The organism is Chlorogloeopsis sp. ULAP02, assembly GCF_038404745.2.
GTDB lineage: Bacteria > Cyanobacteriota > Cyanobacteriia > Cyanobacteriales > Nostocaceae > Chlorogloeopsis.
Map to the genome: position 1 here is coordinate 144407 of NZ_JAYKTT020000012.1, position 22495 is coordinate 166901.

Below are 22495 nucleotides of genomic sequence, written 5' to 3' on the forward strand. Positions count from 1 at the left end.
TCTCACCAATTTGATACATCACTCATTCGTTTTAGTACATGTGCCAACAGCATTAATGCGGCATTTCCCACGCTCAGAATAATTACCCCGACAACACCGAGCATCCAATCATCGCGCAGGACGGATACAACCAGGATCATGACTGACGTTTTAGTGGCGATACTTGAAAATGCCAACATCTTCTGCCAGATACTGTTATCCTTACATGCCTCATAAATAGGGATGAGTAAAGCCACAATCATTGCAATCAGCACTAAATTCAGGTTCATGCCTTTTTCCTCCGTCGAACCCGGTGTACTTCGTACCAGCCATCTTCGTGGTACTTCAAGACAATCGTCTTTGGCGTAAAGGTAATTAGGAATATATCTAGAAATATGAGTCCGGGTGTCCGTCGTGGTTTAACTCGTTCCAGGGTGACATCTTCTTCGTTATGCGGACGGAGGATAATTTCAAATGCCTCAATATATGCCTGGGGAATTGCCACAAGCACCTCACCTAGTGCGCGCAGCCAATCTTTCAATGCTCCTGCGGCTTTGTGTCTGTGCGGTAATAGGAGTGCGACACTAATACCAATGATGATATTTGCCACACTCCAATTGGCGGTGAGCAAAAACCAGATGACTAGCCGCAATATCAGATTCAAATACCCAATCATGCAAATACCATCCAGAACAGCAGGATCAACATCAAACTCATCACACCAATGAGATGCTCAAATTGCTCAAGTAGGCGCGGTAGCTTGAGGACTGAGCGTCGAAAAATCAAAAAATACGCCAACCAGCCAACGGCGATGATTGCAAGTGGTTTGATGATATTTGCAACAGTATATGCCTCAAAATACACAACATTTGCCAAAATGAGTCCACCGATCAACAAGATTGTCGCTGCCCAGAAACCGGGTTGTACGTCCCCTTTTCTATTTAGTCTCTCATGGGGCAGAAATATGAATTTGGCAAAGGATATGGCAGTTCCCAGGGCTGCAATGTTCATGGCGATCGCTTGCCAAGGTAGTAGATTTTTCGTCGTCAACACCTTCGCCCCAAAGCCCGACAATAAGGGAAAGCCTGATATTGAAAAGCTAGCCATCACTAAGGCAATCCAGACTGAGGTATCAATAGGCTTCTGTTGCAACTCCTTTAGATTTCGGCTCGGCAAAACTCCCACAATTAGAAACAGCGCCGATTTGACCAAACCGTGCGTCAGTGCATAAAAGCCACCTACCCCAGGTGCCGCAAGTATAAAGCCTAACTGCGAAACTGTGTGAAATGCCAGCATCCGCTTGGTATCCTTTTCAAAGACTGCATAGAACACTCCCAAAAGCGCCGTCCCCACTCCAAACATCCTGACAATTGGATCAATCTCATCCAAAAACAGAGCACAACGTACCAGTGGGTAGACACCAGCCTTTACCACAATTCCTGACAGCATTGCTGACACTGGCGTTTCCGATTCGGAGTGAGTCAAGGGTAACCATAATCCCGATACAAAAATACCCCCCTTGACCAAAAGTCCCAGAAAGATGAGGGCAAGTGCCTCCGGAGGCGCTCCACGCAAACCTGCAAAACCAAATGAATGATGCGTCTGATAAACCAGCACCGCGCCCACCAGATAAAACAGCATTGCCACGTTGCTGACAAACAGATAGCGCAAGCCCACCCAAATCGAGCGATCGCTCCGGGGATAGGCAATCAACAGAAACGCGGCAATACTTATTACCTCTAGGGCTACGTATAAACTAATAAAATCTGAACAGACGAATGCGGCATTAACACTGCCATGCAGAATGATAGTCTGTGCATAAAAAAAAGCTGTCTTCGCACTGTACCAACAGTAGAGAATCACTGCTGCTGTTACCAGCGCATTGGTCAATATAAAATAGCCGCTCAACTGGTCGATCGTCAATGTGACGCCGAAGTTATCTAATAATTGCAGTGTGAGTGGTCGTTCGGCAAACAGTTGCAACGCATATCCGCCCGAAACAACAGCCATGCTCAGTGCAAGATATCGGTCAAATTTGGGGAGCAGATAAATGACAAACCCCACAAAAAACGGGAGTGCGATCCATGCAATTGTAAGGGTACTCATGGGGTGTTGCTCTTCTCGATTTCGTTGCTTTCCAATGTTGGATTATCCCGTGCCAACTTCATGACACCAACCAGCATCAAGGCTTGAATCGAAAAGCCGATCACAATCGCTGTCAAAATCACCGCCTGAGGAACTGGATCGGAGTAGGTGCCATTTTTTATATCTGACGCAATCGGTGTGAACAAGCCATTTCGCGATGCAATCAACACGTAATAGGCGATAACCCCCGTGCTCATCACATCCATCGAGATGATCTTCATAACAAGATTCTTTTTAAAAATGATGCCAAAAAATCCGCACAATATAGTTGCGAATACGCATGCTTCTAACACGAGAATTACCTATTGGGTAAGGGTCGGTTGTAATTAGTTTGAAAAAATCTTTAAAGAAAATACACTAATTGCGTGAGAGTTTAAAAAATTCTACGCCTAAATCTAGCTATAATTCAAGCGGTGAAGACAAATAGGTTAATGTGAGCATTGAGGCAATTTCAGGATAAGATTAAGCAGCTGTACGCAAAGCTTCCAACGTTTCGCCTAAGGTTGTAAAAAGTTTAGTCACCCACTGTCGTTAAAAATCTTTAATTAACTGATACTAAGTAATAATACTGTAATCACAAGAAACAAATAGACAATGGCATTTAGGACTAGTTTGAGCGCACACTTTCTTTTCACTCTAACTTAACCAGCCCTTGGCTTTACAGTCAAATATTTCAACTCAATTCGGTTGCGAATAAGTTTTGCCAACCCACTCGGCACCAACTTGCTCATATTTTGCATTTGTGAGGAAATATTCAATTTTTGTAGCTTGCTATGCTGTATAGCACCCCATGACTCAAAGCATTTTGGCATTGCTGGTACAGATGCATATTTCACTTGACGCTGCTTTTATTGAGTTTGACGTAAAAGTCACTCTCAATAAGTATTTTCGCTTATTTTTGCGCCTGTTTTTGACAAAGTTCCATCTTATTTTTAATGGAGAAGCATTGATGTAACTCTATATATAAAGTCCTATCAATTCAGTTTTTCCAAGGAAAAAGTTTGTTGACGAACAACAGAATTTACTTAGCTGAACAACTAACTATCCGGCTGTAGATGATCGAGGATTGAGTGGAGTCACACTTAATTGGTAAACCCGAACAGCCTACCTTCACAGTCTGTTAATTACTTGAAGACACTCATATTCAACAACAATATCGATGCAATCAATTAATTAATTCACCACTTTTGCCCCGTCTTCAGCTTCGCCTAGATGATATTCTGCCTCGTTGAGATGCGATCGCATACATCAAACCCATCACCAGAAGTGCGATCGCTAGTTTACATCACTGACACCCATTCATGGGAAATGCCAATGCGATCGCATAGACACCCCAGTCATTCTTTCTGGAGTTAGTGTTACTGGTAGCCAAAAATCCTAGTGACCTTTGCATTCTCTTGGAACGATAATGAAAAATATGTTTTCAATTTGACAGCAAGAGGATGTTAAGATGCTGCTCAATGAGCGCTATCAAATAATTCGCACTCTGGGAAGCGGTGGATTTGGTGAGACTTTCTTAGCAGAAGATACCCAAATGCCTTCTCACCGTCGCTGTGTGATTAAACAACTCAAACCAATTCAAAATAATCCCCAGATTTACCAACTAGTACAAGAGCGGTTTGGGCGAGAAGCAGCAATTTTAGAAGACTTAGGCGGCTCTACTGACCAGATTCCTTGCTTGTATGCTTATTTTAAATTAAATAGTCAATTCTACTTAGTTCAAGAGTGGATTGAAGGTGACACACTTACGGAAAAAATTAGACAACAGGGTTTATTTAGCGAAAGTGCGGTTCGGGAATTATTAGCAAATTTATTACCAGTTTTAGAATACGTACACTCGAAGCGGATTATTCACCGTGACATCAAACCGGATAATATCATTTTGCGTCATCGCGACGGCAAACCCGTACTCATTGATTTTGGTGCGGTACGAGAATCAATGGGAACAGTGCTAAATTCTCAAGGAAATCCTACCAGTTCGATTGTAATTGGTACGCCTGGATATATGCCTAGCGAACAAGCAGCAGGTAGACCAGTGTATTCTAGCGATTTATATAGTTTAGGAATGACAGCAATTTATTTGCTGACAGGGCAACCACCACAAGCACTAGAGACAGACTCACGAACAGGAGATCTTCTTTGGCATCGCCATGCTATGAATGTTAGTCCTGCATTGATAGAAATAATTGATAAAACCATACAGTATCATCCACGGGATCGCTTTAGCAGTACCAGAGAAATGTTAGAAGCTCTGCAAGGCGCAGTAGTAAGTCCAATTCCACCTACACCACCTGCCCATTCTCCCGCAACAGTGAGTTTAAATACACCATCTACAACTCAAGATAAAGGTAGAAATAATATTTTGATCGCAAGTGCGATCGCAGGTGGGTTAATTGGTGGATCTGTGATTATCGGTTTTGCTTTGACAAAGTCTTTTCAACCAGTAGCACAGCAAACAATTTCACCTTCAGTAAATTTACCAACCGCTAAACCTCAAGTTATAGAAACTCCCAACTTGCAATCAACACCTCGAATTATAGAAACTCCTAACATAAAACCTATACAAATTAGCCAACCTATATTGACTCCATCTCCATCTGTTGTAACTATATCCAAACCACCAGAAATTCCTACAACAATCAACAATTATTTCTGGCTTTCTCAAAGACTGGTAACAGATGCAGACTTAAATAATAAAGATGGATTTGAGCTAGATATTATGCGAAATTCTATTTTTGCACGTCACGGTCGGCGTTTTGATACTCCAGGCTTACAAGAGTATTTTGATAGCCAGCCGTGGTATAGTCCAAGGTATTCACCAAAGAACTTTCCGACAAATTTATTATCAAAAATAGAACGGCAAAATGTTGAATATATTGCTAAATATCAAGACCGTCACAATCTCAGGCATTTTAAGAAATAAATAGAAGAAAGCAAAAGGTAGAGGGCAGACGGTAGAAGGAATACTAGCGAATCAATTACTATTTATCGAGTAGATTACAGATAAATTCTCCAGCTCCATTTGATTCAAAAAATACAATAGTTCCATCTTTACGAACTCTCAGGCGATCGCGACAGTTATATACTTCTGTTGGTGTTTTTACACCATCAACACTAATATCTGCTCTGTACTCCCAATGGTATTTAGCACTTCGTTTGATATTAATAATGCAAATTGAGTGATTATTAAGTTTACGACAGGTAAATGCTTGTGCAGGGAGTGCGATTGCAAAAGATAATGTCAATACTAGTATTAAATAAATGTACTTTAACCTAGTTAGAAACATAACCTTTTTGCCATTCTTTAAGAATTAATCCTGACCAGACAATAAAACCAATTATCGATAAACCTGCAATAAAATCAAACAAAATCAAAGTATGCATTTTTAAAGAAAATTTTGACAGTTCTCCATAAAAATAATGTCCTGGGCTGAATAAGCCTGTGATTGAATATATGGCCAGAAACAAATAAGCTATTCTCAGCATTCCTCTTCTATACAGAAAATAGCCAACTACCCCAATTAGCGTCAAAACAAACCAAGCCATATAAACTGTATATGAATTAGATAGCCATTCAGGGGCTGGGTATCTATCAATGAAAATGGCATTATCTGTGTAGTGAAAAATTGTAATAATAACGTTGGTAATTAGTAGGGAAAGTAAGAAAAATTGACTTTTTTTATTCATATAAATATCCTTTGGTATACGCTACAAAAAATCAAAGCTTACGCAGGAAATAAGGTTCCTATTTTGAACAAATATTTTCGTCGCATATAAAATGTAAACTAGTGCATTCCAAACTAGATCTATCGCTTGACCAAAAATAAGGAATTACGGCGACATTATGGCACTATTTGTAGATTTTGTAAGATTTTCTCACTAATCGCTATCAGTGTCAAAAGACGAAGTGTCAAACTTGAGAAAATTTGTAAAATATATAACTGCCTTTCTTTTCTTACCCTGAAGGATTTTTATGCCAATGCTGCTCAATAACCGCTATCAAGTAATTCAGACTTTAGGAAGCGGTGGGTTTGGAGAAACATTTTTAGCAGAAGATACCCAAATGCCCTCTCGTCGTCGCTGTGTAATTAAACAATTAAAACCGATTCAGGATAATCCTCAAGTTCACCAATTGGTACAGCAGCGATTTTAGAAGAATTGGGTGATGGTAGCGAACAAATTCCTCAGTTGTATGCCTATTTTTTAGAAAATGAGCAATTTTATTTAGTACAAGAGTATATTCAGGGACAAACTTTGACACAGAAAATCCAACAGCAGAGATTGATGAGTGAGAGTGCAGTGAAAGAAATTTTAATTAGTTTCCAAAGTAATAAACGTCTTCACCCTCAAGGTTATCTTTCTTACATCGATTGGTGGGGAGTTAGGGTTCAACAGATAGAAGTAGATAAAGTGAACTTAATAAAAACAGGTACACAAACCGCCACAGTGAATACTCAGTTGAAATATTTGATGAAAAATGGAAGAGTAGTTCCTAGTTCTGTAAACTTTTCCCTTTTATGGGATGCCGAAAATAGTGGATGGATTATTGCTGATGCTAAGTAGCTTGCCCGTAACTTTTAACTCGCATCTGTCGTCTAAGTATTTAATATACATTTGAATATACATTTGAAAGGACGAGTCCCTTAGGTTAGTGTTTCACTGACGCTTTGAACGGAGCATGACAATAACACAGCTAAACAATCGCTATCAAGTTATTCAGGTACTGGGTGCTGGTGGGTTTGGTGAAACCTTTTTAGCAGAAGATACTTATATGCCTTCCCGCCGTCGCTGTGTGATTAAACAACTCAAACCAGTGACAAACGATCCCCAAACCTACAAAATGATTCAACAAAGGTTTGAACGGGAAGCGGCAATTTTAGAGTATTTGGGTGAAAGCAGCGATCAAATACCTAAACTTTATGCCTACTTTTCAGAGAATGGGCAATTTTACCTGGTTCAGGAATGGATTCAAGGTCAAACTCTAACAAATATTGTCGAGGCTCAAGGGCCATTAAGTGAAAATAAGGTTAGAGAAATTTTATTGAGTTTGTTGTCAGTTCTAGATTATGTCCACAGCAAAGGTATTATCCACCGCGATATCAAACCAGACAACATAATTCTGCGCAACCCCCCCGCTTCCAGTACCTCCCCTGATCAAGGAGGGGTTCGGGGGGGTAAACCTGTCTTAATTGACTTTGGCGCAGTTAAGGAAACGATACGTTCAATAGTCACTTCTCCAGGGCATCTCACTCAATCTTTGGTAATTGGTACACCTGGATATATGCCTAGCGAACAAGCTGTAGGACGCCCAGTTTATGCTACTGATATCTATAGTTTGGGCTTGACAGGAATTTATCTTTTGACTGGCAAGCCGCCCCACGAGTTACAAACGAATCTGCAAACAGGGGAAATTTTGTGGCAGCATCTTGCTCCTGGAGTATCAACACAATTGGCGATGGTTCTCAACCAGGCAATTAAGCCCCAAGCTAGCGATCGCTACTCCACTGCGAGCAAAATGTTACATGCTTTGCAATCTCTCGGTTCTATTCCTTCGGCACAGTCATATCAGTCAACTCAATGTACAGTTGCTTTGTCTCCTGTTGCTGCACAAACTCAGCCATTGTCTTCTTCCCAAAAATCTGCTTTTATTCCTGCCTCTACCACAGATAGAAATTGGCAAAAACCCGCTTTAATTTTTGGTGGTTTGGTTATAGGTGGTTTGATTGGTGGGATCGCGATCGCTAACATCACTCGTCAGCCGCAACCAGAAACAACTATTGCTACATCACCCGCACCTGAAACTACACAAGAACCTACTGCAAAAAATCCAACCGTTGCGCCAGAATCTATTGCTCCTACTACCGAACCCGACGATACGCCTGTTGCTTCCCAACCTCCCTTAGTGGAACCCACCTCTCCACAGAAACCAATTGCTGTTTCTTCTTCACCTCCAATTGCTTTTACACCCCAACCCCAACAACCAACAACTTTTGAACCAGCACCAGAACCCCAGCCACAAGATTCTCAGCCCCCAACAGTTTCTACATCAGAACCAAAACCACCTCAACAAGACAACCCACCACCCAAGCCGGAAAATCAGCCAGAAGTCACAACAAATACTAATAGTAGCGCAGTACCTGGATTTCCCACAGGTACTGCTGAAAGTACGATCACACAAGCATTAGGCAAACCAAGTAAAGTTTCTAGAGGTTTATGGAATACTCGTGCTTATCTTTATCGGTTAAAGCCAAATCGTGTTGATTTAGGTTATTTATTTGATCGTAATTCAGGCGTATTACGGCAAACGGAAGTAAGCTTTGCTCAATCTGTCTCACCAGATGTCATGCAATCCACGTTACAGGGAATGTTGGGGGGTAGCGCTTCTAGTCAAATTAAACAAGGATTGCAAAAAGTATATCAGCGTCAAATTAATGAATATTCTTTTAACACTGGTGGATTAAAAGGTGTGATTCAACGCAACAAAGAGGATCAAATTTATATCGGTGTCTGGGATGCAGACTTGCATTAAACTAAGCCTGCTTATGCAGGCTTTACTTGTGTAGTATTTTACGTGTTACCAAGTATCTTAAATTCAGTATCTCTAACGACTCAGTTGCTTCAATTATTCTTACTTTTTGGAGCAAGAGTAAAACAGCAAAGGTAAAAGAAGTTGCTGTGCCATGAGAATTTGAAATTTTTTATATTTTTATAAAATTTCTCAAAAAAACTCAAATTATCTCAAGAATTGATTGTTTATGAGCTATTTAATTTAGCTATTTATAGAGCTATAGATTGTAAAATATTTAATTTTTGAAGTAGCTTTATTTACTTGGCGAAAAATTGTCTCCTGAGCATTTAAGCTACACTGGAAGAAGGCGATCGCTTTTACTAGAACATGACAGAATATACATGGCTGGACAATCGCTATACAGTTACTAAGAAACTGGGTGCTGGTGGGTTCGGGGAGCAGTAATTGCTCTACTCTGATACGTCAAATTGCACATTTTTTGGTTAAGTCATCTTTCGTGATTTGTCTTTTTTAAAATCAAAGATTCAAGGACAAATGACAATCTGAACTATATCGAAGCATATTTGCATATCACATAACTCATATCTATTCATCTACCTAATTGCAGACTTTATAGATAGCAAAATAAGTATTTTTCTCTGTGAACTTTATTTCTTGAACGGGAAGCTTTGTCCCTATGCATTTGATAAACATTTAAAGATGGTGAGGAGTTTCACTAACACTATGAATGGAGCATGACAAAGCTGCTGAACAATCGCTATCAAGTTATCCAGATACTGGGTATTGGTGGGTTTAGTGAAACCTTTTTGGCAGAAGATACCCATCTGCCTTCTCGCCGTCGTTGCGTGATTAAGCAGCTCAAACCAATAACAAATGATCCAAAAATTTACCCAAAAATTCAGCGGCGATTTGAACGGGAAGCAACCACTCTAGAGTATCTAGGTGAAGGTAGTGATCAAATTCCCAAGCTATATGCTTACTTTTCTGAAAATGGACAGTTTTATCTTGTTCAGGAATGGATTAAAGGTCAAACCCTTTCAAGTATTATTAAATCTCAAGGTTCACTGGCCGAAACAGCAGTTAGAGAAATTTTATTAAGTTTGCTGCCTGTTTTAAATTACATTCACAGTAAAGGCATCATCCATAGAGATATCAAGCCAGATAACATCATTCTCTGCTCCTCTAATATCAAGCCCGTGCTGATCGATTTTGGTGCAGTTAAGGAAACAATACGTTCAGTAGAGAATTCGCCAGGATACACTACTCAATCATTGGTGATGGGTACACCAGGATATATGCCCAGCGAACAAGTTGTAGGACGTCCAGTTTACGCTACAGATATTTATAGCTTAGGCTTAACAGCTATTTATTTACTGACTGGCAAACATCCACGGGAGCTAAAAACCAATCCGCAAACTGGTGAAATACTTTGGCAACATTATGCTCTTGGGGTATCGCCGCCATTGGCAATGATACTTAACCGGGCAATTAAACCCCAAGCTAGCGATCGCTACACTACCGCGAGCAAAATGCTAGATGCTTTGCAGTCTTATTCCCCTACACCAACAACAACTGCAACCCAACCCATTGTCACCTCGATCCCTGCTTTTAGTGCAGCATCTCAGGAAACTCAGCTATTGCCTTCCCATCACAAAACTCCAGTTACCCTTACCTATTCCATTCCTAGAAAGTGGCAAAAGCCAACTTGGATTGTTGGCAGTTTGGTTGCAGCTGGCTTGATTGGTGGGCTTGCGATCGTTAATATTACCCGCAAGCCAGAGTCTGCCAACTCACCAATATTACCCACACCGCTTTCAACAGATACATCTCCTTTGCCAAAATTCCCCGCTTCTAATCCTGAGGAAGCTAATCCACCTGTAAATTCGCAATCACCACCAAAACAACAGCAATCTAATCCTGCACCTTCTGTACCTACTCCATCAGAGCCTGAAGATACTGCTAAATTTCCAGTAGCACCAGCGCCGCCAGCTACAGTTTCTAAACCACAAAATAACGTGCCTCGCAATCAATCTAGCACTATCGGCACGCAGAAAATCCCAGGATTTTCTGTGGGTACGCAAAGAAGTATTGTAGAAGCTGCCCTTGGCAAACCAAGCCAAGATTCAAGAGGTATTTGGCGCAATACTCGTGCTGTCAGTTATATATTAGTGCCAAATCGCATTCATCTTGGCTACTTATTTGACCGTAATTCTGGCAGAATTCGCCAAACAGAGGTAGCTTTTGCTCAATCTATAGACTTTCAAGTTATGCTATCAACTTTGGAGAGAATGTTAGGGCGTCAAGTTACAGAAGAAATTAGGCAAGGATTGCTACAAGTGCGACAGCGGCGGTTGGATAATTTTCGTTTTGCGATCAGTTCCTTAAAAGGGCAGATCGTACGTCAAGAGTGTGGCTTGATTTACATCAGCGTATGGGATTCAGACTTACATGATTTTGTCAATCCTGCTGATGCAAGAAAGTGTTGAGCCTAAAATTATAGGATTTAAAAAAGGAGCCTCAGTTAGGCTCCTGTAAAATCTTCCAAAACTGGGACAAATATTGACTATTTCACAGTCACTTTAGCACCAGCTTCTTCGATCCGCTTCTTAGCATCTTCGGCAGCTTCCTTAGCAATAGCTTCCTTAACAGGCTTAGGTGCAGATTCTACCAAATCTTTGGCTTCCTTGAGACCCAAACCGGTTAATTCCCGTACAACCTTGAGTACGGCAATCTTCTTATCGGCTGGAACAGATTCAAGAATTACATCAAACTCAGTTTTCTCTTCTGGTGCTTCAGCAGGTGCAGCAGCAGCACCAGGAGCAGCCATCATCATCATGCCACCAGCAGGAGCAGCAGCACTAACACCGAAGGCTTCTTCAATTTGCTTGACTAACTCAGCGGCTTCCAGCAAACTTAGGGTTTTCAATTTTTCCAAAATTTCATCAGTTGCTGCGGACATTGATATAACTCCTGTAATGTGAATTTGTTGTTTGTTTGTAGGGGCGGGTTTCATTGATTACTTTCGTTTCAAACCGATGATTTATCTTCTAAACCCGCCCCTACAGTAGTTAGTAGTTGTTTTATTACTACTAACCACTAACTTCTTCGCCGCCTTTGTCTTTGTCGACATATGCCTGTAAAGCACGAGCCAGCGAACTGGGAACCTCGTTGACTCCAACGGCAATCTTTGTTGCCAAAGCGTTGATTGCTCCAGCAATTTGCGCCATGAGTTGCTCTTTGGAAGGTAAATCACCTAGCGCCTTGACATCTGGTTCTTTGAGCAGACGCCCTTCCATGACGCCGCCACGAAGTTCTGTCTTCTTGGTAGCTTTCTGGAAATCTTGGTAAGCCTTAATTGCAGCAGAGAAATCCTCTTTTATTAACAAAAAGGCGGAAGAACCCTTGAGCAATTCCGACATTGGTTGCCATTTTTCATCTTCTTGAATGGCAATCCCCATTAGGGTATTTTTTGTCACCTTACAAACCGTACCAGTTGGTCGTAAGCGCCTACGCAAGTCAGTAATTTCGGCAACCGTTAGCCCCTGGTAGTCAATAACCAGTGCTAATTGTGACTCACCTAAAGTTTCTTTGAGTTCACTCACGATCGCTTGTTTATTTTCTATAGTTCTACCCATTCTTGTCTCACCTCCTTGAAAGGGGTTTTGTCGGTATATAGTAGGGGCGGATTTCCTCTGCTATAAGCAATTAACTAAGTCAACCCGTCCACATAGTAGTTTTGTCGAGTAGGGGCGGGTTAGAAGATAAATAGTCTGTTTAAACCGAAAGATAATCAGCAAAACCCGCCCCTATTAACTACTAACCACTAACCAACTCCGAAAACAATAAACCCCAGCTGCGAAAGCCGGGGTTTAACTTGAGGGGCAATTTTTGAAACGCCTGATTCCTAACGCCAGAATGCTCACACCTTCACTAGGTGAAACTTCAAGCAATTGGGATACAAACCTCGGCAGGATATTAAGCCAATGGCACCTGCTGTCTCCGGCTTTGGTTATTTAGTTTTGTCCTTTGCCATTTGTCCTTTGTTTTTTACCAATGACTAATGACTAATTTATGCCGCTTCAGTTAATTTCATATCGCGCAGGGCGTTGATATCAACTTTAATTGATGGCCCCATTGTGGCAGACACATACACTGTGCGCCAATAACGGCCTTTGGCTCCTGAAGGACGGTTGCGGTCGATAGTTTCTTGCAACGCCTTTAAGTTTACCAGTAAATCTTCTGGTGAGAAGGATGCCTTACCAAACATAACATGCACAATACCTGTGCGATCGGCACGAAATTCTAGTTTACCAGCTTTGAATTCAGCGATCGCACTTGCGATGTCAAATGTTACTGTTCCACCCTTTGGCGATGGCATCAAGCCACGAGGGCCGAGTAATTTACCAAGCTTTGCCACTTGCGGCATCACATCCGGTGTGGCAATCAGCTTGTCAAAGTCCATTCTGCCTTTTTGAATTTCGTCAATCAGTTCTTCGGAACCGACAACATCAGCACCTGCATTAGTTGCTTCTGTTACTTTTTCCCCTCTAGCAATAACTGCCACTCGCACTTCTTGTCCAGTACCTTTGGGCAGTACTACTGTTGTCCGCAGTTGTTGATCGGTGTACTTTGGATCGATTCCCAACCGAATGTGTGCTTCAGCTGCTTCGGGAAATTTGGCTGTTGCTGTCTCTTTTAAAAGATTTAGAGCATCGACGGGAGCATACTCCCTATCTTCAACTTTTTCTAGTAGCGCCTGCAAGCGCCGCGATACTTTTTTTGCCATTTTTCTCTCCTGGGGTAATTAGCGAGGTAAATTCTCTCCCCCGATAAAGTTTTGCTTGTTGGTTGTTAGTTTGTTACCACTAACTACTAACTACTAACCACTAACTAATCTGTGATAGTCACGCCCATATTCTTGGCAGTGCCTGCAATAATTTTCATTGCCGCATCAATATCATTGGCATTGAGATCGGGCAATTTAGTTTGAGCAATCTGCCGTAGTTGTTCTTGTGTAATTGACCCAACTTTTCTTTTGTTAGGTTCACTAGAACCTTTATCGATTTTTGCTGCTTTAGTAATCAACACCGATGCTGGGGGTGTCTTGAGTACAAATGTGAAACTCCGATCTTCATAAACCGAAATTTCTACAGGTATTACCGTCCCAGCTTGGTCTGCTGTTTTGGCGTTGTACTCCTTACAAAACATCATGATGTTAACGCCATGCTGACCCAGGGCAGGGCCAACTGGCGGTGCTGGGTTGGCTTTCCCAGCATTAAGGGCCAGTTTAATGACCGCTACTACTTTTTTCGCCATTTCTAATTAACTCTGTTTTTGAACCTGATTAAATTCCAATTCTACTGGTGTATCTCGCCCAAAAATCGAAAGTAAAGCTTTAAGCTTGCTCCGTTCTGGACTAACTTCTATCACCTCGCCTTCAAAGTCCTTAAATGGGCCAGAAAGCACGACTATCTTATCACCAGTCGCCATGTCAATTTTGACAATTGGCTCTTGTTCGCTAGTCTGTTTGAAGATTCGTTCTACTTCTGCATGACCTAGCGGTACTGGCTTAACGTGACCGCGGCCTTTGCCACCGCCACGCTTTTGTTCTGCTCCCACAAAATTAATCACGTGGGAGGTATTCCGTACTACTTGCCAAGAGTCATCATCCATCACCATCCTGACTAGCACATAGCCAGGGAAGACTTTCTCTTCTGTGTGTTGACGACTACCATCTTTACGGATTTTGACTGCTGGTGTGTGCGGAATTTCTACCTGAAGAATTTTATCAGCTACATCAAACGATTGGATGCGCTGTTCTAAGTTAGTCTTCACACGTTTTTCACAACCAGAGGCTACCTGTACGGCATACCAGCGAGCTTCATGCTCTGCTGCCGTATTTTCCTGTGTTTCCTCTGACTGCACAATAGAATTATGTTCTTCGTCTGTTGCAGAAGTCATCCGAATACCTGTTGTGCTGCCCAAGTAAAAAATTTATCAACTAAAAAAAGCACAGATGCCGATAGGGATACCATCAGCAAGACAGCTGCTGATTCGCTCACTAATTGCCTGCGACTGGGCCAAACCACTTTTTCAAATTCTTCTTTCAATCCTTGAAAGAAGTTGCCTAAGCTAAACCCATTGTTAGTCGTTTCTTGGATTTCTGCTTCGTTTTTCTTGGCCACGGTACTTTTACTCCCCCCATAGCTGATACAGCCATTAAATGCTAATTTTCATTTAATTTCTATAGGCGATCGCAACTTTATTCCTGAACTTAAATAATTGCTTGAAAAAAGCTGCAAATAAAACAATTATACCCGAAATCAAAAGTGCTGGTTGCTTGTCTTTATCAACCACATATTGCACTTGATTCGGGTCTTTGTTTACAGCGCGCCCTGGAGGACTTGAACCCCCGACATCAGGTTTTGGAGACCTGCGTTCTACCAACTGAACTAAGAGCGCACGTTGTCTTTGATTCAGTTATTGCGTTTAGACTTTTTCTAGTTTAACGCAATTTGGCATTTTTTGTTAACTTTATTTTTGACTTGAGGAGACAAATTAGCGGCTAATGCCGCTGTTTTTGTGAATCCTTGTCCCATACTCTACTTAATCAATTACAAAGCACGGTCAAAGCGCTGCTTAATCCGGGTAGCTTTGCCAACGCGATTGCGTAGATAGTAAAGTTTAGCACGCCGGACTTTACCACGACGCACTACTTTGATACTGTCTATGCGAGGAGAATGAACCAAAAATACCCGCTCAACGCCAATGCCTTGAAATACACGGCGAACTGTAATGGTTTCATTAATTCCACCATTACGCATGGCAATTACAACTCCTTCGTAGGGCTGTACGCGGTACTTGTCTCCTTCTTTAATTTTGACACCTACTTTCACAGTGTCGCCCACATATATATTGGGCAGATTTGATTTTAGCTGTTCCGCTTCAATAGAGCGGATTATCTCTTGAGCGTTCATAGTCTACAGAAAAACTCACAATCATCCATAATAAATCTACAACCCTATATCAGTCTAGTGGATTAAACTGATGACGTTTTCACCTGTTGTGTCATCAAATTAAGAAAATGTGATGTCACAATAATGTGCCATAGGTAAAAACGAATGAAACTTAGCATTGTGATTACAACTTACAACCGCTTACAGTTGCTCAAAAGAGCGATAGACTCTGCTGTGAGGCAAACTATTCCATGTGAAGTGGTTGTCGCCGATGACTGTTCCTCGGATGGCACCCAAGAGTACTTAAATAATTGTAGAGAAAAATTTTCAGAGAGTGGAAAATTTCGCTTTGTATACCATCGCAATGAGGTTAACTCTGGTCATGCGGCAACTGTAAATGCTGGTGTTCTTAATTCTACTGGAGATTGGATTAAGTTTTTGGATGATGACGACTACTTAGCTCCCAATTGTCTGGAGGAGATAACACGAGCGATCGCACTTCGCCCTCAAGCTGTGATCGTATCTTGTATGGCTGCTCAAATTAATGAACAAGAAGTTGAACTTAGCCGTACACCGCAATTAGGTGCCGGGTTAGCTTTTTACACCCCACAAGCAGATATTCATTACGGTATGCTGCTCGAACTTCTCCCATTTGGCACACCTGTACAGGTAGCTTGTCGTCGTGATGTTTTCCTGCAAACAGGCGGTTGGGATTCTAAGCTTGATACCAATTGTGATGATATTGATTCTTGGATTAATCTTGCTAAGTTTGGTGATGCAATTTTTATCAATCAATGCCTTGCTTACCGAACTATATGGCAAGGTGCTTGCAATCATAAGTTTTCTTTGTCTCGGCGCTTAAATACTAACCTTGTTATGAAGGAGAAGATTTACGCTTTAGTTAATGAAAAGCACCATGCTCACATTCCTGCTCTCAAAGATATTCAAAATTATTTGAAATTACATTGGTTGCTTGTAGCTTTGAAGCAGAAAAATTTTCAGAGCTTGAACAATATAATGTTTTTTTCTAGTCCTGCGATATTTTCTTGGCAAGCCTGGCGTCTTTTATTTAATGCCCTATTGAACCGCCGAAATTCCAACAGTGCTCAAATTCAAAAATATGTGTTAATTAAATAGTTCCTTTTAAAAATTTACAATACAGGACATATTAATAAAAATTATAATGTCAAGTAATTGAGGTATTATATATAGAAAAATTATTATTTTCTGTTAGATATAGAACCCCGACTTCTTAAAGAAGTTGGGGATATCGGTTTCTAGTTTTGTTTTTCTATTTTTCTCTGAAACTGCTATACTCTGATTTACATATTTTTGTTTTTTATCTTCTAAAAACAGTAGCTACATATTGACTTAATATTAATTCTAGTTTTATTAAATTTATATAAAGCTAAACTCGTATCATCAATTAATATTAAGCTATTTGTATATAAAGCTATATTAATTGATTAGATTCATCTGAAATGTTATGAAAATAATACATATATTGAATCACATTCAAGAAATTGGTAATGGTATTGTAAATGTAACTGTAGACCTCGCTTGCTTGCAAGCAAAAAGTGGTTATGAGGTAGCAGTCATTTCAGGAGGGGGAGAGTACGAGACTTTACTATCAAGCTTTGGCGTTAAGCACTACCAACTTGATCAAAGTAGAAAACCAATCAATATTATTAAAGCGGCTGTACGATATCGGGCAATTATACAAGAGTTTCAACCGGATATAGTCCATGCCCACATGATGACAGGAGTCGTGCTAGCAGGTTTACTCAGAAATAAAGGTGGGTATGCTTTAGTTTCCACCGTACACAACGAATTTCAACGAGCTAGTATCTTGATGGGGTTTGCCGATAGGGTAGTTGCTGTTAGTAAAGCTGTTGCCGAGTCTATGGCACGCCGTGGTGTTTCTCCAGAAAAGTTGCGAGTGATATGCAATGGTACTCTCGGTAGTCCCCGTAGTCGTCCGTTACAAGAGTATCAACCTTTACCTTTGCAACGTCCCGCGATCGCTACTGTAGCAGGCATGTATCAGCGTAAGGGCATTACTGAGTTAATTGCAGCCTTTGAACAAATTGCCTCAGATTTTCCTGAAGCTCATTTATATATTATTGGCAATGGCCCTGAACGCCACTTATTTGTGGCACAGGCAAGCCAAACAGGATTTGCTTCCCGCATTCATTTTGAAGGCTTTCAAGCTGAACCTCGACGTTATTTGTTAGCTTGTGACATATTTGTGTTAGCATCTCACCGTGAACCCTTCGGTCTTGTGCTTTCAGAAGCACGTGAAGCTGGTTGTGCTATTATTGCCACTCAAGTAGATGGCATACCGGAAGCTTTGGACAATGGAAAAGCCGGTATTTTAGTCCCAGCAAAAGATAGCAAAGCTTTGGCTGTTGCCTTAGTAAATTTGTTGAGTAATTCAGATGCTCTAAATGAGTGGAAAATAAAGGCACATCAAAACTTAGAATGGTTAAATGTTACTCGCGTTCATCAGGAAAATCTAGCAGTATATTTAGAGTTAGTGAAAAATGATTTTCTAACAGTTAATGGATAGTTATTTTTAATAAACTATCAACCACGATGAGGAGTAATAAAAAATTAACCATTCACGACTCATGCACAGACGCGATTAATCGCGTCTGTACTATACTAACCACTAAAGATTTAAAGGAACTGAAGCATTAAGCTTGTAGCTACCGATAACTTGGTTAATAGCTGGTAGAAGCTTTTCGTATTGCTCGCTAGGTACAACATAGGAGTCAATCGAAACTTTATTACCCTGATGTTTAATAAAACTATTGACTGTTAGCCTTCCTGAAACACCTTGAATTTGAGTTGTATACCTCCAAGTAATTCTGACACTATTGTCGGATTGGCGCACAGGTTGATTCATCGTCAAGTTTGCTTGGGAAGCAGCAAAGTTGTTGATGAAATTTTTTAATATAGTAGTTAATTGTTCTTGATCTAGCTCACGTTCTACAACAAATACATTAACTTGAACTAGAGCATTTTCAGTGTCATCAAGCCAATTTATAATTACTTCATTGGCATTACTATTATCTTTGAGAGTCCATTCTTGAGGAATATCTATTGAGAATAAACCTGTTTTGTAGGTGTAAGTTTCTAGGTTACTAATTTCAACTTCCTCGAATGTATTTGTTTCAGTTGTTAAGTTTGAAGGAGTTGGAGGCACTGATTGACTGGGAGTAGGGTTGGAACTAGAACTAGATTGGCTCAAGCTTGAGTTGTTAGTATCAGAAGAATCTTCTTCTGGAAGATTGCCAATAAAAGCTAACAGTACAAATACTGCTGCCAAGCTTGAGTAAACTATAATCGCTGCTTTTGCCCAAGCTCTTTGATGGGCTTTAAAATCTTGTATGCTTCGCCACTGTCTACTTCTCCAAGCCCAAACATTTCCTTTTGCACCCAAAATAAAGGACATTGGTAAACCAAGATAGGGTATCCAGGAAATTAAACCAATCCAGACTTGGTTAGTCAGACACCACAAAGGTGATATCAGAAATGCTCCCCAATTCCAGCCTTGAATTTCGGGCGGTACGGGAATAGAGGTATTAAATGTGCCACCTCCACCTATCCACATCGAGTTAGAATTTACTGGTGTACCTGGTGAGACATACTGAGGAGAATTAGAATTTGCAGGTGTATTTGGTGAAATATATTGAGGTGGTTTACCACCAGAATTTACAACTGTCGGTGGTGGAGAATAATATTGACCAGGGTTTGGTGATACTGGTGTATTGTATTGGGGAGAAGGTACTGTAGGAGTAACATAATTGGCTGCCGGAGACTGCAAAGCATCAATCATTTCTCTGGCTGTGGCATAGCGAGCTTCCTGCGAAGGAGCTAGACTAACGCTGGGATTGTAAGCGATCGCCCGATCCAAAACCATCCGTAAATTCGGACTGATATTCATCGCATACTGATGCCAGATAATGCTTGCGGTTCTTGGATCTGTTTCTAACTCATGGGGCATTTTCCCAGTTAGTAGATAAATCATTGTCAGCGCCAAACTGTATAAATCACTACTATACACAGGTCTGCCGGCTGCCTGCTCTGGAGGCATAAATCCTGGTGTACCAATTACAATCGAACTGGTAGGATTACCTTGAGAATTTACTACTGTACCCATCGATTCTCGCACTGCACCAAAATCGATCAGCACTGGTACGTTATCCGAACTCCTCAGAATTATGTTGTCTGGTTTGATATCCCGGTGGATAATATGTCTGCTATGTACAAAGTTGAGAACATATAACAGACTTTTGAGAATTTCTCGCACTGCATTCTCATTCATTACCCCTTCGGTTTGTACTTTCTCAGTGAGAGTTTTGCCTTCAATATATTCTTGGACTAAATAAAAATTATCTTGTTCTGAAAAATAGGCATATAAATTGGGAATTCGATTGTTACTATTTCCTAAATCCTCCAGTATTGCTGCTTCTCGTCTAAACCTGTCTTGAACCATTTTGTATATTTGTGGATTATTAGTAACAGGTTTGAGTTGTTTGATCACACAACAACGACTAGAAGGTAAATGTGTATCTTCTGCTAAAAAAGTTTTACCAAAACCACCCTCTCCTAAGACTCTAACAATCTTATAACGATTATTAATAGTTGATTGCAACATCGAATCCTAAGCCTCTGTTTTACTTTATCTAAAAGTGTTTTGTCGTAAATTAAATGACTACAATAAATTGAATTAAAAATGCAAAAAATACTAAACTTTTATTTACTGCTTGAGTTTGGAGTGAGAACAATTATTATTTCTTGCTAACTTAATTTTGATATCAAATGATTTATAGTTAGATTTATAACTAGTCATGACTAGTAAGGTTAAAAACCATTACTATTTTAGCTGTATATAATCAGTTTAAAAACTGTTTAACATAATGATGAAAATCTCTGAATGTTTAAAAATTTACTATATTTTCTTACTCTTGTATGTAAAGAATTGATATTTTATATGTATAGTTAATTACTATTTGTGAAGTAAAAGAGCTAGTTAAATCACTAATGCTTTTATTGTAGGATAGCTAGGAGCTGCATATAGGCGATCGCATTATCCTTAGTTGTAGCCCGTAAGCAATGCAGCTATTGACTATTTGGATGCTATAACCAGCACTTACATTAACTACTATTATTTGAGAATAAATACTCAAATCTTTATCAGTATAGATAGTATGTGTTGCGAAAGTTAACAGATACCTAGAAAAAATATAAATATATGCGTTGAGTAATTCTAGATTTTAGCGATCGCGCTAGCCTCAAAAGTAGAGGTAATCTTTAATCACAGCTACATACTGCACCATGTAATAACTGTTGTGGCTACCCTACTTAATTGTTAAACGTGAAGAAAACAGAAGTCTATACTTTTAGGACTTACGCAAAATTCCTCTCAAATCTTCTTTTCTCCGTGTTCCCTGCGTCTGGAGTGGTTTATTATTTCATAACTCGTGAACTCGTGGGTAAGTTCTGTCTTTTTTATAAATATGAATTTATTTGGGATTACTTCAACTATATCTACCTTTTTGAAAGCCTATTAATCCATAAGGTAAATATTAAGTATAATAGATGCTAGCTAGCGGTTTTTATCAACTAAAAAATAACTTTTTTTGAATCCTGAAAGCTACTGTCCTTAGAAAGGTTAAAAAATATCATACCTTTGGTAAACATATTACCAAAGGTTGATACAGAATTAACTAAAATTTGTTTTTTATCTTTTGCCTCAAATCAGAATGGTACTAATGTTTTGACATTAAAGTTGCCTGAACCTGATTTAATAATTCATCAGGATCAATAGGCTTTCGGATAATTCCAGCCAACCTTACTTCACACTCTTCATCGATCAGAGCTTCTTCATAAGCCGTAATCAACAGAATAGGAAGAGATTGAAAAACAGGGTTTTGCTGGATGCGACGAGCAACTTCGTATCCGTCAATGTCTGGCATCATCAAATCTAGCAGCAACAGAGCGGGTTGACTAGCTTCTATTCTAGCCAGTGCTGCTGTTCCACTATTTACAATTTCAACATCATAACCCTCCAATTTAAGAACCGTTTCAAGAAAAAAGCAGTTTTCGGGAACATCATCACAGATAAGAATGTAATGATGATCACTGTTTTGTTTAGCCCCTATACCACACATATTGTAATCAAAAAATAGTAGATTCCTACTTTTAAATCACCCTTACACCTTTAACTAAACAGGAATCTAGATTTCCTCCTGCTAAAGGTATAGTTATTTGATAAGTCTGGTGAATTTAATTTTTCAGAGAAAACTTATTTTTTCAGTTATGGTATAAATCTTAGTCAAAGACAAAGCAATTGTATCTGCTATTTATGCAGTTAACAAAATCAATTTTTAAAACGGGCTTTCTAGCTTTTTTGTTTTATTTAATACTATTTAGTATTTCTCTGACAGCGGAAGCTATAACTATTCAAGAAGTTCCCGCTCCTCACTTGATTGATGGAGGATGGGTAACGGATATGGCAAACCCCCTGAGTTCTGACACAGAGACTGAACTAAATAAAATTATTTCTGAATTCGAGAGAAAAACAAGTACTGAAATTGCTGTCGTTACTGTACTTGATACAGCATGTCGTTCATCTTCTAGGCAGTTTGCTTAAGAATGATTTAAATATTGGGGGAATAGGTAAAAAAGAGAAAATAACGGCGTATTATTTTTAATTTCTCAAGCTGTTCGCATTAGGATTACGTCCTCTTATACTTGCACCTGATGGGCGCTCTCGCGTATACGAAACCACAAAAGATGAAGTGCATAAATGTGCTAGTCGATACCCAGAATTAATTCAGACTACTCATAGTGATGGGGGTATGGGTGTTAGTTGGGG

At 40.0% G+C, this 22495-nt stretch carries 23 protein-coding genes, 1 tRNA gene, 2 pseudogenes and 1 other annotated feature; of the genes and pseudogenes, 10 read left to right on the plus strand and 16 right to left on the minus strand.

Annotation, left to right across the window (positions count from 1 at the left end; translation table 11 throughout):
- Positions 1-2 precede the first annotated feature (2 nt).
- The 4 genes from U2718_RS07495 to U2718_RS07510 are packed head-to-tail and all read right to left on the minus strand — an operon-like array spanning position 3 to position 2417.
- Complete coding sequence (locus tag U2718_RS07495) at positions 3-269, minus strand: hypothetical protein (RefSeq protein ID WP_341993299.1); 267 nt, start codon at positions 267-269, stop codon at positions 3-5.
- Positions 266-655 carry a Na+/H+ antiporter subunit E gene (locus U2718_RS07500; RefSeq protein WP_341993300.1) on the minus strand — a complete coding sequence of 130 codons (390 nt, stop codon included), beginning with the start codon at positions 653-655 and terminating at the stop codon, positions 266-268. The genes U2718_RS07495 and U2718_RS07500 overlap by 4 nt, the downstream gene beginning before the upstream one ends.
- The gene (locus U2718_RS07505; RefSeq protein ID WP_341993301.1) at positions 652-2085 is read right to left on the minus strand and encodes a cation:proton antiporter; all 1434 of its coding nucleotides are present in this window, start codon (positions 2083-2085) and stop codon (positions 652-654) included. Before U2718_RS07505 ends, U2718_RS07500 begins: the two co-directional genes overlap by 4 nt.
- A complete protein-coding gene (locus U2718_RS07510) occupies positions 2082-2417 on the minus strand; it encodes a cation:proton antiporter subunit C (protein WP_341993302.1) in 336 nt (111 codons plus the stop codon). The genes U2718_RS07505 and U2718_RS07510 overlap by 4 nt, the downstream gene beginning before the upstream one ends.
- A 497-nt stretch (positions 2418-2914) precedes the next feature.
- On the opposite strand from U2718_RS07510, the gene U2718_RS07515 reads away from it, so the two are divergent.
- The 4 genes and pseudogenes from U2718_RS07515 to U2718_RS07530 all read left to right on the plus strand — a co-directional run bounded on the left by U2718_RS07515 (position 2915) and on the right by U2718_RS07530 (position 5047).
- Entirely contained in the window at positions 2915-3079 is a 165-nt protein-coding gene (locus U2718_RS07515; RefSeq protein WP_411813242.1) for a hypothetical protein, read from the plus strand.
- A gap of 87 nt (positions 3080-3166) precedes the next feature.
- Positions 3167-3356 (plus strand): annotated as a pseudogene (locus U2718_RS07520) (Uma2 family endonuclease); the annotation flags it as partial.
- The gene (locus U2718_RS07525; protein WP_341993304.1) at positions 3337-3480 is read left to right on the plus strand and encodes a hypothetical protein; all 144 of its coding nucleotides are present in this window, start codon (positions 3337-3339) and stop codon (positions 3478-3480) included. The pseudogene U2718_RS07520 and the gene U2718_RS07525, both read left to right, overlap by 20 nt.
- A 94-nt stretch (positions 3481-3574) precedes the next feature.
- Positions 3575-5047: a protein kinase domain-containing protein gene (locus U2718_RS07530; protein ID WP_341993305.1), complete on the plus strand. Its 1473-nt coding sequence runs from the start codon at positions 3575-3577 to the stop codon at positions 5045-5047.
- A gap of 58 nt (positions 5048-5105) precedes the next feature.
- On the opposite strand, the gene U2718_RS07535 is transcribed toward U2718_RS07530, so the two are convergent.
- Together U2718_RS07535 and U2718_RS07540 are read right to left on the minus strand one after the other, a co-directional pair.
- A complete protein-coding gene (locus U2718_RS07535; RefSeq protein WP_341993306.1) occupies positions 5106-5411 on the minus strand; it encodes a hypothetical protein in 306 nt (101 codons plus the stop codon).
- Entirely contained in the window at positions 5398-5811 is a 414-nt protein-coding gene (locus tag U2718_RS07540; RefSeq protein ID WP_341993307.1) for a hypothetical protein, read from the minus strand. Before U2718_RS07540 ends, U2718_RS07535 begins: the two co-directional genes overlap by 14 nt.
- Before the next feature lie 286 nt (positions 5812-6097).
- On the opposite strand from U2718_RS07540, the pseudogene U2718_RS07545 reads away from it, so the two are divergent.
- The 3 genes and pseudogenes from U2718_RS07545 to U2718_RS07555 all read left to right on the plus strand — a co-directional run.
- Positions 6098-6444: pseudogene (locus tag U2718_RS07545) on the plus strand (protein kinase domain-containing protein); the annotation flags it as partial.
- A 358-nt stretch (positions 6445-6802) separates the two neighbouring features.
- On the plus strand, positions 6803-8653 hold the full coding sequence (locus tag U2718_RS07550; protein ID WP_341993308.1) for a serine/threonine protein kinase: 1851 nt from the start codon (positions 6803-6805) through the stop codon (positions 8651-8653).
- A 734-nt stretch (positions 8654-9387) separates the two neighbouring features.
- On the plus strand, positions 9388-11139 hold the full coding sequence (locus U2718_RS07555) for a protein kinase domain-containing protein (protein WP_341993309.1): 1752 nt from the start codon (positions 9388-9390) through the stop codon (positions 11137-11139).
- Positions 11140-11216: 77 nt separating this feature from the next.
- Here the strand turns inward: U2718_RS07555 and rplL are convergent, their stop codons facing one another.
- The 8 genes from rplL to rplS all read right to left on the minus strand — a co-directional run bounded on the left by rplL (position 11217) and on the right by rplS (position 15630).
- Positions 11217-11612 (minus strand): 50S ribosomal protein L7/L12, encoded by a 396-nt coding sequence (rplL, locus tag U2718_RS07560; protein WP_341993310.1) that lies wholly within the window; start codon positions 11610-11612, stop codon positions 11217-11219.
- 130 nt (positions 11613-11742) lie between these two features.
- Positions 11743-12288, minus strand: a complete 546-nt coding sequence (gene rplJ / locus U2718_RS07565) for a 50S ribosomal protein L10 (protein ID WP_341993311.1) — start codon at positions 12286-12288, stop codon at positions 11743-11745.
- Positions 12289-12485: 197 nt separating this feature from the next.
- Positions 12486-12674 (minus strand) — a sequence feature (ribosomal protein L10 leader region).
- Between the two features lie 48 nt (positions 12675-12722).
- Positions 12723-13439 (minus strand): 50S ribosomal protein L1, encoded by a 717-nt coding sequence (rplA, locus tag U2718_RS07570; RefSeq protein WP_016875458.1) that lies wholly within the window; start codon positions 13437-13439, stop codon positions 12723-12725.
- 104 nt (positions 13440-13543) lie between these two features.
- Complete coding sequence (rplK, locus tag U2718_RS07575) at positions 13544-13969, minus strand: 50S ribosomal protein L11 (RefSeq protein ID WP_341993312.1); 426 nt, start codon at positions 13967-13969, stop codon at positions 13544-13546.
- Positions 13970-13975: 6 nt separating this feature from the next.
- Positions 13976-14614, minus strand: a complete 639-nt coding sequence (gene nusG, locus U2718_RS07580; RefSeq protein ID WP_341993313.1) for a transcription termination/antitermination protein NusG — start codon at positions 14612-14614, stop codon at positions 13976-13978.
- Positions 14611-14838 carry a preprotein translocase subunit SecE gene (secE, locus tag U2718_RS07585; protein ID WP_341993314.1) on the minus strand — a complete coding sequence of 76 codons (228 nt, stop codon included), beginning with the start codon at positions 14836-14838 and terminating at the stop codon, positions 14611-14613. The genes nusG and secE overlap by 4 nt, the downstream gene beginning before the upstream one ends.
- A 204-nt stretch (positions 14839-15042) precedes the next feature.
- Positions 15043-15115 (minus strand) — tRNA-Trp (locus U2718_RS07590).
- 152 nt (positions 15116-15267) lie between these two features.
- Positions 15268-15630: a 50S ribosomal protein L19 gene (rplS, locus tag U2718_RS07595; RefSeq protein WP_289790127.1), complete on the minus strand. Its 363-nt coding sequence runs from the start codon at positions 15628-15630 to the stop codon at positions 15268-15270.
- A gap of 144 nt (positions 15631-15774) precedes the next feature.
- Here rplS and U2718_RS07600 point away from each other — a divergent pair, with 144 nt between their 5' ends.
- Entirely contained in the window at positions 15775-16746 is a 972-nt protein-coding gene (locus U2718_RS07600; RefSeq protein ID WP_341993315.1) for a glycosyltransferase family 2 protein, read from the plus strand.
- A gap of 349 nt (positions 16747-17095) precedes the next feature.
- The gene (locus tag U2718_RS07605) at positions 17096-18178 is read left to right on the plus strand and encodes a glycosyltransferase (protein ID WP_341993316.1); all 1083 of its coding nucleotides are present in this window, start codon (positions 17096-17098) and stop codon (positions 18176-18178) included.
- Positions 18179-18280: 102 nt separating this feature from the next.
- Here U2718_RS07605 and U2718_RS07610 read toward each other — a convergent pair whose 3' ends face one another.
- Together U2718_RS07610 and U2718_RS07615 are read right to left on the minus strand one after the other, a co-directional pair.
- The gene (locus U2718_RS07610; protein ID WP_341993317.1) at positions 18281-20272 is read right to left on the minus strand and encodes a protein kinase domain-containing protein; all 1992 of its coding nucleotides are present in this window, start codon (positions 20270-20272) and stop codon (positions 18281-18283) included.
- A 1114-nt stretch (positions 20273-21386) separates the two neighbouring features.
- The gene (locus U2718_RS07615; protein WP_341993318.1) at positions 21387-21788 is read right to left on the minus strand and encodes a response regulator; all 402 of its coding nucleotides are present in this window, start codon (positions 21786-21788) and stop codon (positions 21387-21389) included.
- Between the two features lie 194 nt (positions 21789-21982).
- Between U2718_RS07615 and U2718_RS07620 the strand changes: the two genes are divergently transcribed.
- A complete protein-coding gene (locus U2718_RS07620) occupies positions 21983-22270 on the plus strand; it encodes a TPM domain-containing protein (protein WP_341993319.1) in 288 nt (95 codons plus the stop codon).
- Positions 22271-22495 lie beyond the last annotated feature (225 nt).

Coding starts and splice junctions, on each gene's coding strand:
- U2718_RS07495 (WP_341993299.1), bottom strand. CDS start 269: ATGAACCTGAATTTAGTGCTGATTGCAATGATTGTGGCTTTACTCATC.
- U2718_RS07620 (WP_341993319.1), top strand. CDS start 21,983: ATGCAGTTAACAAAATCAATTTTTAAAACGGGCTTTCTAGCTTTTTTG.
- U2718_RS07515 (WP_411813242.1), top strand. CDS start 2,915: ATGACTCAAAGCATTTTGGCATTGCTGGTACAGATGCATATTTCACTT.
- U2718_RS07615 (WP_341993318.1), bottom strand. CDS start 21,788: ATGTGTGGTATAGGGGCTAAACAAAACAGTGATCATCATTACATTCTT.
- U2718_RS07555 (WP_341993309.1), top strand. CDS start 9,388: ATGACAAAGCTGCTGAACAATCGCTATCAAGTTATCCAGATACTGGGT.
- rplL (WP_341993310.1), bottom strand. CDS start 11,612: ATGTCCGCAGCAACTGATGAAATTTTGGAAAAATTGAAAACCCTAAGT.
- U2718_RS07535 (WP_341993306.1), bottom strand. CDS start 5,411: ATGTTTCTAACTAGGTTAAAGTACATTTATTTAATACTAGTATTGACA.
- U2718_RS07505 (WP_341993301.1), bottom strand. CDS start 2,085: ATGAGTACCCTTACAATTGCATGGATCGCACTCCCGTTTTTTGTGGGG.
- rplS (WP_289790127.1), bottom strand. CDS start 15,630: ATGAACGCTCAAGAGATAATCCGCTCTATTGAAGCGGAACAGCTAAAA.
- U2718_RS07500 (WP_341993300.1), bottom strand. CDS start 655: ATGATTGGGTATTTGAATCTGATATTGCGGCTAGTCATCTGGTTTTTG.
- U2718_RS07540 (WP_341993307.1), bottom strand. CDS start 5,811: ATGAATAAAAAAAGTCAATTTTTCTTACTTTCCCTACTAATTACCAAC.
- U2718_RS07600 (WP_341993315.1), top strand. CDS start 15,775: ATGAAACTTAGCATTGTGATTACAACTTACAACCGCTTACAGTTGCTC.
- U2718_RS07525 (WP_341993304.1), top strand. CDS start 3,337: ATGATATTCTGCCTCGTTGAGATGCGATCGCATACATCAAACCCATCA.
- rplK (WP_341993312.1), bottom strand. CDS start 13,969: ATGGCGAAAAAAGTAGTAGCGGTCATTAAACTGGCCCTTAATGCTGGG.
- rplA (WP_016875458.1), bottom strand. CDS start 13,439: ATGGCAAAAAAAGTATCGCGGCGCTTGCAGGCGCTACTAGAAAAAGTT.
- rplJ (WP_341993311.1), bottom strand. CDS start 12,288: ATGGGTAGAACTATAGAAAATAAACAAGCGATCGTGAGTGAACTCAAA.
- U2718_RS07550 (WP_341993308.1), top strand. CDS start 6,803: ATGACAATAACACAGCTAAACAATCGCTATCAAGTTATTCAGGTACTG.
- U2718_RS07530 (WP_341993305.1), top strand. CDS start 3,575: ATGCTGCTCAATGAGCGCTATCAAATAATTCGCACTCTGGGAAGCGGT.
- U2718_RS07610 (WP_341993317.1), bottom strand. CDS start 20,272: ATGTTGCAATCAACTATTAATAATCGTTATAAGATTGTTAGAGTCTTA.
- nusG (WP_341993313.1), bottom strand. CDS start 14,614: ATGACTTCTGCAACAGACGAAGAACATAATTCTATTGTGCAGTCAGAG.
- U2718_RS07605 (WP_341993316.1), top strand. CDS start 17,096: ATGAAAATAATACATATATTGAATCACATTCAAGAAATTGGTAATGGT.